Raw genomic sequence first — 11,284 nt, 5'->3', positions numbered from 1 at the left:
GCCGGTCGCGGCGATCACGTCGTCGCCGACCGCCACCAGCACGTGCGGGGCGTCCAGGTCGATCCCGAGCCGGCGGGCCCGGCTGCGCAGCGCGTCGGTGTCCCGCAGCGGCCGGGCGATCAGGTCGTCGAGCAGCTCGCCGCGCACCCGCCCCTCGGCCTCGGCGACCGTACGCCGGAACAGCAGCAGCAGCGCGGTCACCAGCGCGGCCCGCTCCAGGATGCGCTGGTCGGCGTCGACCAGGTCGTCGTCCGGGCGCAGCACCAGCGCGCCCAGGTTCTCCGCGCCGGCGACCACGGCGGCGTACCAGAGCGGGCCCCGGCGCACGCTGCGCCCCTCGGTACGCGACGCGGCCACCGCCTCGACCATGTCCGCCCGGTCCGGCTCCTCGATCTCGCCGACCCGGGCCAGCAGCCGTCCCTCGGCGTCCAGCGCCAGCAGCGCGCCGCCCAGCACCTCGGTGACCGCCGCCGCGACGTCCTCCACCCCGCCGCCGCGGAGCACCAGCGCGGTCATCCGGTCGTGGGCGGCGGCGGCCCGCTCCACCGAGCTGCTGTGCGCCCGGATGGTGGTGTTGGCCGCGGACAGCTCCTCCAGCGCCGAGCGGGTCTCGGCGAGCAGCCGCGCGGTGTCAATCGCCACCGCGGCGTGCGCGGCCAGCGACACCAGCAGGGCCACCTCCTCGCGGACGAACGGGCGGGCCGAGCGGTTTGCGGCGTAGAGCACGCCGATCGAGGTCGAGCCGAGTCGCAGCGGCACCCCGAGGATGGCCACCAGCCCCTCCTCGCCCACCCCGGCGTCGATCTCGCCGGTGTGGTGGAAGCGGTCGTCCTCCGGATAGTTGGCGGTGACGTACGGGGCGCCGGACTGGGCCACCAGGCCGCCGAGACCGGCGCCCATCGGGAGCCGCAGCCGCTGGAACCGGGCCGAGACCGAGCCGTCGGTGACCCGCATGTAGGTGTCGCCGCGCTCGTCGTCGTCGAGGGTCATGTAGGCGACGTCGGCGCCGAGCAGGTGCCGGGCCCGGTGCACGATGGCCCGCAGCACGTCGTCCAGGTCGCGCAGGCCGGCCAGGTCGCTGACGGTGTCGTACAGGCCGGAGAGTTCGGTCTCCCGGCGGCGGCGGCGTTCCAGCAGCGCGCGGACGCGCAGCGCCACCGTCTTGGCCTGTTCGAGTTCGGCCAGCCGGTCGGCGGGCAGCCCGGCGGCCCGGGCGGCGATCAGCGGGCCCTCGAACTCGACCGCAGCCGCCTCCCGGGCGAGCAGCTCCAGGAACTCGACCGGCGACGACATGACGCTCATTGTGCGCGGTGCCACTAGTTCGCCGTCCAGCCCCCGTCGAGGGCGATGGAGGCCCCGGTGATGAAGGCCGCCGGCGGTGAGCAGAGATACGCCAGCAGCTCGGCGACCTCGTCCGGCTCGATCAGCCGCTTGATCGCGGCCCGGGCCAGCATGATCTTCTCGATCACCTCGTCCTCGCCGATGCCGTGGCTGGCCGCCTGGTCGGCGATCTGGCTCTCCACCAGCGCGGTGCGGACGTACGCCGGGTTGATGCAGTTCGCGGTGACCCCGTGCGCCGCGCCCTCCAGGGCCACGACCTTGGACAGCCCCTCCAGGGCGTGCTTGGCCGACACGTACGCCGCCTTGTACGGCGACGCGCGCAGCCCGTGCACCGAGGAGATGTTGACGATCCGGCCCCAGCCCCGGGCGTACATGTGCGGCAGCGCCCGTCGGATGATCTGGAACGGCGCCTCCACCATCACCCGGTGCAGGTGGGAGAAGCGCTCGGTGGGGAAGTCCTGCACGGGCGCGACGTGCTGGAGCCCGGCGTTGTTGACGACGATGTCGACGTCGGCGTCGAGCCGGTCCACCGCCGCCAGGTCCGACAGGTCGACCCCGTCCGCGCGGGCACCGGCCTCGGCGGCCACCGCCTTGGCCGCCTCGAGGTTGCGGTCCACCACCAGCACCTTCGCGCCGGCCTCCGCCAGGCGCAGGGCGCAGGCCCGCCCGATGCCACTGCCACCACCGGTCACCAGGGCGCTACGACCGGAGAGGTCGACGTGTACGACGTGGGGGACCGCCACGGGTTCTGCCGTCATGGCGCAAGAAGTTACGAGCTGTGTGGCCGGCGGCACATGGGGCAGCGACACATACTCGACCGCCGGTCTGTGTGGGAGTGCCGGCACCGGCCCGGCAACGGGTGACCCGGCCGCGTCGCGTACCGGAACTGTCGGCGGTGGGTGGCACCCTCGCCTCCGGGTGACAGCACCGAGCCGGCCACCCCTCGGCCGGCTCGGCGGACGGGAGGTGCAGATGGCGAGGCACGTGCCGCCGGGCGGCCCCGGCGAGCCCCTGACGGGCGGGCCTGCCTTCCGGGCGACGCTGGTCCGCTGGCCGGGCGCGGGCGGGTGGGTCTTCGCCCCGGTGCCCGACGCCCACGCGCCGGGCGCCGCCGGTCCGTTCGGCCGGGTGCCGGTGACCGCCACCGTGGACGGCCGCACCTGGTCCACCAGTGTCTGGCGGGACCGGGCGGCGGGGCTGGCTGCTGGCGGTGCCGGCGCGGATCCGCGGCGGCAAGGACGACGGGGACGTCGTCACCGTCGCCGTCGAGGTCGACCACGCCCGGATGTAGCGGCGTGGTCCAGGCCACCGCGACGCGCCGGTACGGCCGGCGTGTCCCCCGGGATGCCGGGCCGGGCCGACCAGTAGGGTGTCGAACACACGTACTGCTGGCGGCTGGGGGAGGAGGCGGCGTGCGGGTGCTCGGCGTCGACCCGGGGCTGACCCGGTGCGGAGTCGGCGTGGTCGAGGGCGTGCCGGGACGGCCCTGCACCCTGGTCGCCTACTACGTCGTCTACACCGACCCGGCCGACGAGCTGGCGCTGCGCCTGCTGCACCTGGACCGGTCGCTGACCGACCTGGTCGCCGAGCACCGGCCGGACGCCGTCGCCGTCGAACGGGTCTTCAGTCAGCACAACGTCCGCACCGTGATGGGCACCGCCCAGGCCAGCGGGATCGCGGTGCTCGCCGGGGCGCGCGCCGGACTGCCGGTGCAGACGTACACCCCGAGCGAGGTGAAGGCGGCCGTGACCGGTTCCGGTCAGGCCGACAAGCGGCAGATGACCACGATGGTGACCCGGCTGCTGCGGCTGCCCGAGCCGCCGAAGCCCGCCGACGCGGCCGACGCCCTGGCCCTGGCCATCTGCCACGTGTGGCGCGGCGGCACCCGGTCGAAGCTCGCCGCCGCCGCCGACCGGGCACGACGAGGAGGAACGCGATGATCGCCAGCGTGCGCGGCACGGTGACCGCGACCGGTCCGGACCACGCGGTGGTGGAGGTGGGCGGGATCGGCCTGGCGGTGCAGTGCGCCCCGGGCACGCTCGCCGACCTGCGGGTCGGCCAGCCCGCCCGACTCGCCACCAGCCTGGTCGTCCGGGAGGACTCGCTCACCCTCTACGGCTTCCCCGACGATGACGCCAAGCAGCTGTTCGAGCTGCTCCAGACGGCCAGCGGGGTCGGTCCCCGGCTGGCCCAGGCGGTGCTCGCCGTGCACACCCCGGACGCGATCCGCAAGGCCATCGCCAACGCCGACACCGCCGCGCTGACCCGGGTGCCGGGCATCGGCAAGAAGGGCGCCGAACGCCTGGTCCTGGAGCTGCGCGACCGGATCGGCCCGGTGCCGGTCGGCGCCGACGGCGCGGCCGGGGTCACCGGCGGGGCCTGGCCGGAGCAGGTCCGCCAGGCGCTGGTCGGGCTGGGCTGGACGGCGGGGCAGGCCGACCAGGCGGTGGCGGCGGTCGCGGAGAGCGTCGACGGGGAGACCCCGCCGGTGCCGGTCCTGCTGAAGCAGGCGATCCGACTGCTGGGCCGTACCCGATGAGCGCGCGCACGGAGGTGGCCCGGTGACCGGCGACGGCCTGGTTTCGGCGTACGTCAACGACGCCGAGCTGGACGCGGAGGCCAGCGTCCGGCCGAAGCGGCTCGCGGAGTTCATCGCCCAGCACCGGGTCCGCGACCAGCTCGACCTGCTGCTGCAGGGCGCGATGCGGCGCGGCTCCCCGCCGGACCACATCCTTTTGTCGGGGCCGCCCGGCCTCGGGAAGACCACGCTCGCCAATATCGTGGCCGCCGAGCTGGGCGCCGGCATCCGGGTGACCAGCGGCCCGGCCATCGAGCGGTCCGGCGACCTGGCGGCCATCCTGACCAGCCTCGCCGAGGGCGACGTGCTCTTCATCGACGAGATCCACCGGATCGCCAAGCCGGCGGAGGAGCTGCTCTACAGCGCGATGGAGGACTTCCGGGTCGACGTGGTGGTGGGCAAGGGGCCCGGCGCGACCGCGATCCCGCTGGACGTCGAGCCGTTCACCCTGGTCGGCGCGACCACCCGCTCGGGTCTGCTGACCGGGCCGATGCGGGACCGGTTCGGCTTCGTCGCGCACCTGGACTTCTACGCCCCGGCCGACCTGGAGGCGCTGCTGCACCGTTCGGCGCGGATCCTCGGCGTGCCGATCACCGACGACGGGGCGACCGAGATCGCGGGCCGCTCCCGGGGCACCCCCCGGATCGCCAACCGGCTGCTGCGTCGGGTGCGGGACTTCGCCGAGGTCCGGGCCGAGGGCGTGGTCAACCTGGAGACCGCCCGGGCGGCCCTGACCGTGTACGACGTGGACGCCCTCGGTCTGGACCGGCTGGACCGGGCCGTGCTCACCGCGCTGGTGGACTCGTTCCGGGGCGGCCCGGTCGGGCTCTCCACCCTCGCGGTGGCGGTGGGGGAGCAGCCGGACACCGTCGAGGAGGTCTGCGAGCCGTTCCTGGTCCGGGCCGGTCTGCTCGCCCGGACGCCCCGCGGGCGGTGGCCACCGAGGCCGCCTGGCACCATCTGGGCCGTACGCCGCCAAATGGTACATTTGGTGCCGAGGCCCCTTCCGTGCCCGATCTGTTCTCCGCCGCACCGGATCAGCCGTGATGTGAACGTGATCTGTACCGCATTCGGCGTTCTCAGGTGCAGGGATTAGACTCGCCGCGGTCTGTACAGGACGTGAGAATCCGCCTCCGCTCCGGCACCCCTCGTGCCGATCCGGAGGCCAATGGGAAGGTCACACACCGTGGTTTACGCAGCAGCGGGCGGCGGGGGAGTCGGCGGTCTCACGCCGATCCTCATGATCGCCCTGCTCTTCGGCGTCATGTACTTCATGATGATCCGCCCGCAGCAGAAGCGGCGGCGCGAAGCCGAGGCCATGCAGTCCGCGCTGGCCCCGGGTGACGAGGTCGTCACCATCGGCGGGCTCTACGGCACGGTCACCGGTGTGTCCGATGACACCGTGCTGCTCGAGGTCGCCCCCGGCGTCCAGACCCGCTACGCCCGGCCGGCCATCGCCCGGGTGGTCAACCAGGTCGAGCGCACCGAGTCGACCGAGCCGGTCACCGAGGAAGCGGCGGACGCCGTCAAGGAGTGAAACGCCCCGCCCGCCCTCCGGACGGAGCGGCGGGCGGACCGCGACAACTGAACAGGTGGGTCGACGCCCGACGCCGGCACGCGCCCCCGACCGACGCCCCCGCGTCGGTGGCGGTACGTCGTGTCGACCGCCGGCTGCCGACCCCGCAGAGCACGTCGGCCCGGACCCCCGGCCCGACATTCGCCGCCCGCACCGGCGGCGCGACCGTTACAGGGAGACAGGACAGCCGTGGCACCACCTCAGGGACAGATGCGCCCCGGGCGGCAGCTCGCCGTACTCGGGCTCATCTTCGTCGTCCTCTATCTTTTGGTGTTCTTCTCGGGCGGCGCCAGCGGCGGCTGGAAGGACCGGCTGGAGCCCCGGCTCGGCCTGGACCTGATCGGCGGCACCCGGCTGACGCTCGAGGCCACCAACAGCATCGACGGCAAGCCGCCGACCTCGGAGAACCTCGAAGAGGCGCGGCAGATCATCGAGAGCCGGGTCAACGCCTACGGCGTGGCCGAGGCCGAAGTGGTCACCGAGGGCGACCGGAACATCGTCATCTCCCTGCCCGGCCAGAACCGCGAGCTGACCGACGTCGGCAGCGCGGCGGAGCTGCGCTTCCGCAAGGTGCTCAAGGCCGCGGACGGCAGCGGCGCGGCCACCGCCCCGACGGCCGACCCGCCCGTCGCGCGGCGCCAAGGAACGCCGGCTGGCGGAGAAGAAGCGCCAGTCGCAACGCAAGCGGGACCGCCGCGTCGACGGCGACTGAGCGGGAAATCCGGTGTGCCGGCGCGGCAGCGGTGCCTAGGCTGCCAGCATGTCCACCGACTCCCTCGTCACGCTGCACGGTCGTTCGCTGCTCGCCTGCGCCCCCGACGGGCCCCGGCTGTGCGGGGGCGGCGACGCGCTGGACGTGATCGGCGAGGCGCTCGGCCAGCGGGCGGAGCTGGTGGTGCTGCCGGTACGGCGGCTCGCCGACGAGTTCTTCACGCTGCGCACCGGGGTGGCCGGTGAGCTGGTGCAGAAGTTCGTCAACTACCGGCTGCCGGTGGTGGTGGTCGGTGACATCTCCGCGCACGTCGCGCGCAGCACCGCCCTGCGGGACTTCGTGACCGAGTCCAACCGCGGTCGCCAGCTCTGGTTCGTCGAGACGATGGCGGAGCTGGAGGAGCGGCTGAGTCCTGCGGCGTGAACCGGCGAGCGCCCGACTGAATGGCGGGAGGGCGTTGAGCCGCGCCCGGCAGTCTGCTGGGAATGGCCGCGGGAGCAACAGGACCATCAGCCCGGCTGGCTCTCCGCCACCCACGGCCTGGAACGCCGAGCTGGCCCAGGCCGGACGGCTGTCACCGCCCGCAAGGTGAGCTGGACGGGACGGGCCCCGCCGGGTGCGGCGGGACCCGTCAGCCCAGCGCGTTCAGCAGCGTCGTCGACACCGGCGGCTCGGGGCGGCCGAACCCTTCGGGAGCACGGATTTACAGACGAAATCTCAGCCGAAACCGACAACCTTGTGTTCGTCGAGCTCGATGCCGTAGCGCCTGTACACCTTCGTGGTGTTCTCGCTCGTCAGCTGCCGCTCCTCAAAGCCGAGAATGGCGGCGATCCGCAGCACCTCCTCCGGCGAGGACGCCTCGATCTCCAGGTATGGCGGGATCATCGGCCACTCGTCAATCTCCAGCTCGGCACCGTCGAGGAGGAAGCTCGTCCGGCGATTCTCCTGGTACGACTTGGGGTGAAAACCGAGAAGCCCGAGAAGCTCGTTCGTCGAATCCAGGCTGTCAACCGCGACCTCGACCTCGTACGTGCCATCGATTCCGTCGTGGGTGATCTCCTTGACGGCCAGCGTCGTTCTCGCTCCCGTGTCACGTAGGCGGATCCACCTGCTCTGATCGCCCGGCGCTATGTCGTAGACATAGCGTCTCTGGAGCGCGTCGGCCGACCCACCGGCCGCCCTTGGAGAGGATCAGCTCAGCCACTTCTGCGGGGTCGATGTCGAGTACCTTGGCCTCGTACTCTGCGGGCATGAGGTCTTCCTCTCACGACTGCTGATCTGTTGACAGTTGACGGTACTCGGCATCGCGAAGTGCCAAGACCTCACAGTGCAGGTCGTTGCCCACGAATTCCTCGACGGGCAGGCAGAGGTCCATGCGCTGGATACACACCCCTACCTGGTAGCCCCCAGCCCCGTTTCGGTAGAGACGCACGCCGTAGAACCCCTCTTGGCAGTCGGTGTCGTTGTTGAAGCGGCATCCCGAGCAGGTTACCGGAAGCCGGACACGTCGAATCCGTTTGGCCCATACGGTGCGACCGTCAGGCAGGCTGTAGGACGTCCGACTGCCGGACACTCCCGCGGTCACGTGCTGCTCCGCCGGTTCTGCTCCCAGGTCGTCGAGAATGCGATCGATTGCGTCGATCGACTCCAAACCATGGTCAAGGGAGTTCAGCAGGCGCACGGAGAGCCGGGGTGAGTAGTCCTCCAGCAGGCGCATCACCCTGGGAGCGTGGGTGTAGTCCGGTACGACGATGTTGGCGCTGGCGCGAACGCCGAGGCGGTCGGCCATGGAAACCGAGTCTTTCAGCGCGAGGAGCTTCCGTTCGGCTCGGCGCACGTTGGCAAACCGCGAGTGCTGAACCTCCGCGAGTTCCTCTGCAGTGGTGCCGAAGATGCTGAAGTTGATCCGGTTCAGGCCGGCCTGAACGCAGTCCTCCAGCACGGCTGCTCCCCGTTCACCGTTCGAGGTCACGCAGACCCTTAGACCAGCGTTCGTGCCGGCGCGGACGATCTCCCCGAGGCGGTGATGCAGGGTGGGTTCCCCACCTGTCAAATGCAGTTCGTTCAGTTGCAGTGCATCACGCAGCACCGCCAAGGTGGAAGCTAATTCGGCGTCGGGGATGACCGCGGAGGGTAAGAAGGCGGCTCCGTTCGTGGCTAGGTAGATCGACACGCGCCCGGACGCCCCGCCCGAGAAGTAGCTGCCGTCGGCTCGGACATTGTCAGTAACGACCGGGGTCCCCTCGTTATGGCAGAAGGTGCAAGTCAAGCCGCAACTGTCGATGACCTTCAGGCGGAGAGTTCGGTCGCTGTGCACGACGGTCGGAATGGCTGGTTCCGTTCTTGCCCCCGCCCCTGACAGCCGGCAGCCGGTGGTACGTTCAGTGATCATGCAAAGGTCCCCTCGAATCCCCGGCGCATAGCTGGACGCGCGCCGAATCTGTGCAGGACGTTGTCGCCCTGCACGGGTGTCTCCAGCTGTGCGGGCCTTCCTTCGCGCTGGTTCGCACGCGCCGCATCAGCTGGACAACAGCGTCAGGGATCGGCGAGGATCGTTGGGCCGATGATTGTTTCCCGCTGTTGCCCAATATCGTGATGACCGAAGAAGCTCTCCCGCTCGGCGGGATACTCAGGAGCGCCCGTGAGGCGGCCGGGTGGAGCCTGTCTCGGATGGGGCGGGTCACCGGCTTCAGCAAGCCGTACCTGTCAAAGCTGGAGACCGGCGAGAAAGAGGTCAGGGCCTGGCATATCGAGGCGTACGACAAGGCGCTGGGAGGTGACTCCGTGCGTCGCCGGGCGCTACTCGTGATGGGGGCCGGCATGGTCTCTCGGACGCTGTGGGCCGAGCTCGACACGCCCAGTACGCCACCGTCTCGACTTGTCGCGCCTGATCTGGCCGCTCTAGAGGCGTCGGCCGACATGTTGACAGGTCTTGGCTTGCAGCACGGAGGACGAGCCTCAGCTCCGGCGGCACGCGGCCAACTCAGATATGCGGTCAGCCTGTTGCATCTGGACATGCCGGAGAGGCTGAGGGCTCGTCTGCTGGCGGCCGTCGCTCGTCTCGCTGATCGCGCCGCATGGTCGATGGCCGACAGTGGGCAGGCGAAGCGCGCGGAGAAGATCTACGACTTCGCGCTCACCGTGAGCCCTGACCCTGTCCAGCGCTGGCTCAGCCTCGTGAACCTCGCCAATCTCCGGCTTGAAGAAGACCAACCGTGCCGCGCGCTGGACCTCCTCGAGCAGACCGAGCCCGATCTGCCGGTACTCCGCTTCCTGACGCACTCCGCTCAGGCGCACGCTCACGCACGCATCGGCGACTTCGGGCGAACCCTGCGGCATATCGAGACAGCCGACTCAGCGCACGCTGCCGTCGACCTCGAAGACCTTCCGCCAGCGGTCCGGCCCTACGCCTCCGGCCATCAGGCGCACGCACATTCAGCCGCAGGCCGGGCGCTCCATGTGCTGGCGCAGGCCGGGCGCCCAAGGGCGGCCCCGCTCGCCGCAGAGCGGCTCGAAGCGGCTGTCGATGCCTTCGGGCCGGAGCGCGCACGGGCTATAGCTAGCTGCCGGAGGCGGCTGGCCGCCCTGCCGTGAACTGACCAAGAGCATGCTCGCAGTAGCCGATCAGGCGTTGACGGAGCGCGCCGGCGCGCGCCGCGAAGTCACGCTGACACCGGACATACTCGGCCCGTCCCTCGGGCGTCTCGATGGGCAGGAAATCGAGCCCGATGCTTGTCAGATCGTATGGACTGGCCCGCATGTCAAGCGTCCGAATCTCCTTGGCCAGCTCGAAACAGTCGGCGATGAGCTCGCTGGGAACGAGCGGCGCCAGCTTGTAGGCCCAACGATAAACGTCCATGTTCGCATGTAGGCACGCTGGCTGATCATGCTCGTGTTGCGTCTCGCGGGTCGGCTGGAGCACGTTCAGGGGACGGGCCGCCGGAGTGAAGAAGCGGAAGGCATCGAAATGACTGCACCGGACGGCCAACTCGTCGACAAGAGCGGCTGTCGCTTCCGCGCCGAGCCGCAACGGAAGGACGTTGTGGCGCAGCTCGGCCTGCGTCTGCCGGTAGACCATCGCCCACTCGTGCATCCCGAAGCAACCGAAGTGCGGCGGCCTGGTGGCGGTGGAGACGAGCAGGCGATGGATCCACTCCACAGATTCCCGGCGCCGTTCCAGTACGGCCAGCACGTCCAGCTGGGCTGCGCCGTGCTCGTCGCTGACGTAGAAGGCCCCGAACTCCTCGGGCCTTGCGTCCTGTAGTAGGAATCCTGGGCCGGGTTGCCACCGCCGAAACTGGGCCGGCCGGTAGTTGTAGTAGGTGAGGAGGAACTCCTCAATCGATTGCCGGCCGTGCCTTGCTCGCTTCGCAAGGTGATCACCCAGCAAGCTGTCCCCCCGGGCGACGTGCGCGGCGCGGCGGGCCTGCCAGTCGGCCGCGTCGAGGGCGGCGGGTGCGAGGGCGGCGGTCACGGACTAAAGGGTACGACCGCCGCCCAGCCGCCGGTCAGGGCACGTCCACCCGGACCCCGGCGGAGAAGACCCCGCTGCGCAGCTCCAGCTGCTTCGGCTTCTGCGCGCCGTTGACCGTGAACACCAGCGGCAGCACCACCCGGTTGCCGGCCGCGACCGGCTGAGCGAAGACGTCCCGGCCCAGGTTCGCCAGCCGGGTGGCCGGCTCGTCGGTGCTGACCCAGTTGCCCCCGGGCAGGTAGGCGCGCTGGAGTTGGCCGTGCCACACCTGCTGCTCGGGCGTGACGTTGCGCACGCCGACGGTCGCGTGGCACCGGCGGCTCGTCGCGCCGGCCGTCTCGCAGGCCACCCGGTAGACGGTGAACTCGAACGCGTTCTCGCGCAGCGGCACGCCGACGCTGCCGGTGGCGCCGCGGCCCATCCAGGCACCGCTGGTCGGCTGCTTGGTGGTGTCGATCGCGGCGACCCGCTGGGTGGCCGTCCACGCGGCGGCGAAGACCACCCCCCGGCTGCTCACGCCCCGCCGGGGCGCCGTGCTACTGGACGGCACCGCCATCCGTGACCTGCCCACCCGAGAGGTGGCCCGCCGGCTGGGTGTGCTGC

The 11,284-nt window shown here is 71.2% G+C and carries 10 protein-coding genes and 5 pseudogenes; 9 read left to right on the top strand and 6 right to left on the bottom strand.

Annotated features, from left to right (window positions below; translation table 11 throughout):
• Window positions 1-1,302, bottom strand: a 1,302-nt coding sequence (locus tag JNW89_RS15665; RefSeq protein WP_238449475.1) for a GAF domain-containing protein, incomplete at its 3' end; no start/stop codon positions are given.
• 14 nt (window positions 1,303-1,316) lie between these two features.
• A complete protein-coding gene (locus JNW89_RS15660; RefSeq protein ID WP_238449474.1) occupies window positions 1,317-2,099 on the bottom strand; it encodes a 3-hydroxybutyrate dehydrogenase in 783 nt (260 codons plus the stop codon).
• Here JNW89_RS15660 and JNW89_RS38810 point away from each other — a divergent pair.
• From JNW89_RS38810 to JNW89_RS15625, 8 genes and pseudogenes are all read left to right on the top strand, one after another.
• Window positions 2,011-2,469, top strand: a pseudogene (locus JNW89_RS38810) (hypothetical protein); the annotation flags it as partial. The gene JNW89_RS15660 and the pseudogene JNW89_RS38810 sit on opposite strands and share 89 nt — an antisense overlap.
• 284 nt (window positions 2,470-2,753) lie before the next feature.
• Window positions 2,754-3,281 (top strand): crossover junction endodeoxyribonuclease RuvC, encoded by a 528-nt coding sequence (ruvC, locus tag JNW89_RS15655; RefSeq protein ID WP_238449473.1) that lies wholly within the window; start codon window positions 2,754-2,756, stop codon window positions 3,279-3,281.
• Window positions 3,278-3,880, top strand: coding sequence for a Holliday junction branch migration protein RuvA (ruvA, locus tag JNW89_RS15650; protein WP_238449472.1), 603 nt, complete (start codon window positions 3,278-3,280; stop codon window positions 3,878-3,880). Before ruvC ends, ruvA begins: the two co-directional genes overlap by 4 nt.
• Before the next feature lie 22 nt (window positions 3,881-3,902).
• Window positions 3,903-4,966, top strand: a pseudogene (gene ruvB, locus JNW89_RS15645) (Holliday junction branch migration DNA helicase RuvB).
• A 193-nt stretch (window positions 4,967-5,159) separates the two neighbouring features.
• Window positions 5,160-5,456, top strand: coding sequence for a preprotein translocase subunit YajC (gene yajC / locus JNW89_RS15640; protein WP_375155101.1), 297 nt, complete (start codon window positions 5,160-5,162; stop codon window positions 5,454-5,456).
• 249 nt (window positions 5,457-5,705) lie between these two features.
• Window positions 5,706-6,114 (top strand): annotated as a pseudogene (locus tag JNW89_RS15635) (protein translocase subunit SecD); the annotation flags it as partial.
• Window positions 6,088-6,207, top strand: a pseudogene (locus tag JNW89_RS15630) (aminoacyl-tRNA hydrolase); the annotation flags it as partial. The pseudogenes JNW89_RS15635 and JNW89_RS15630, both read left to right, overlap by 27 nt.
• A 48-nt stretch (window positions 6,208-6,255) precedes the next feature.
• Entirely contained in the window at window positions 6,256-6,630 is a 375-nt protein-coding gene (locus JNW89_RS15625) for a DUF4180 domain-containing protein (RefSeq protein WP_238449470.1), read from the top strand.
• A 294-nt stretch (window positions 6,631-6,924) separates the two neighbouring features.
• Here the strand turns inward: JNW89_RS15625 and JNW89_RS15620 are convergent, their stop codons facing one another.
• Both JNW89_RS15620 and JNW89_RS15615 read right to left on the bottom strand, forming a co-directional pair.
• Entirely contained in the window at window positions 6,925-7,338 is a 414-nt protein-coding gene (locus tag JNW89_RS15620) for a CYTH domain-containing protein (protein ID WP_309139990.1), read from the bottom strand.
• A 133-nt stretch (window positions 7,339-7,471) separates the two neighbouring features.
• Window positions 7,472-8,599 carry a radical SAM protein gene (locus JNW89_RS15615; protein ID WP_238449469.1) on the bottom strand — a complete coding sequence of 376 codons (1,128 nt, stop codon included), beginning with the start codon at window positions 8,597-8,599 and terminating at the stop codon, window positions 7,472-7,474.
• Between the two features lie 50 nt (window positions 8,600-8,649).
• Here JNW89_RS15615 and JNW89_RS15610 point away from each other — a divergent pair, with 50 nt between their 5' ends.
• The gene (locus JNW89_RS15610; protein ID WP_238449468.1) at window positions 8,650-9,801 is read left to right on the top strand and encodes a helix-turn-helix domain-containing protein; all 1,152 of its coding nucleotides are present in this window, start codon (window positions 8,650-8,652) and stop codon (window positions 9,799-9,801) included.
• Here the strand turns inward: JNW89_RS15610 and JNW89_RS15605 are convergent.
• Entirely contained in the window at window positions 9,767-10,681 is a 915-nt protein-coding gene (locus JNW89_RS15605; protein WP_238449467.1) for a 3-methyladenine DNA glycosylase, read from the bottom strand. The genes JNW89_RS15610 and JNW89_RS15605 overlap by 35 nt on opposite strands.
• A 34-nt stretch (window positions 10,682-10,715) precedes the next feature.
• Window positions 10,716-11,284 (bottom strand): annotated as a pseudogene (locus tag JNW89_RS15600) (hypothetical protein); the annotation flags it as partial.

It is taken from the genome of Micromonospora sp. 4G55, from assembly GCF_016803375.1.
Note: the sequence above shows the minus strand (reverse complement) of the source record. Positions and strands in the feature narration are given on the sequence as shown.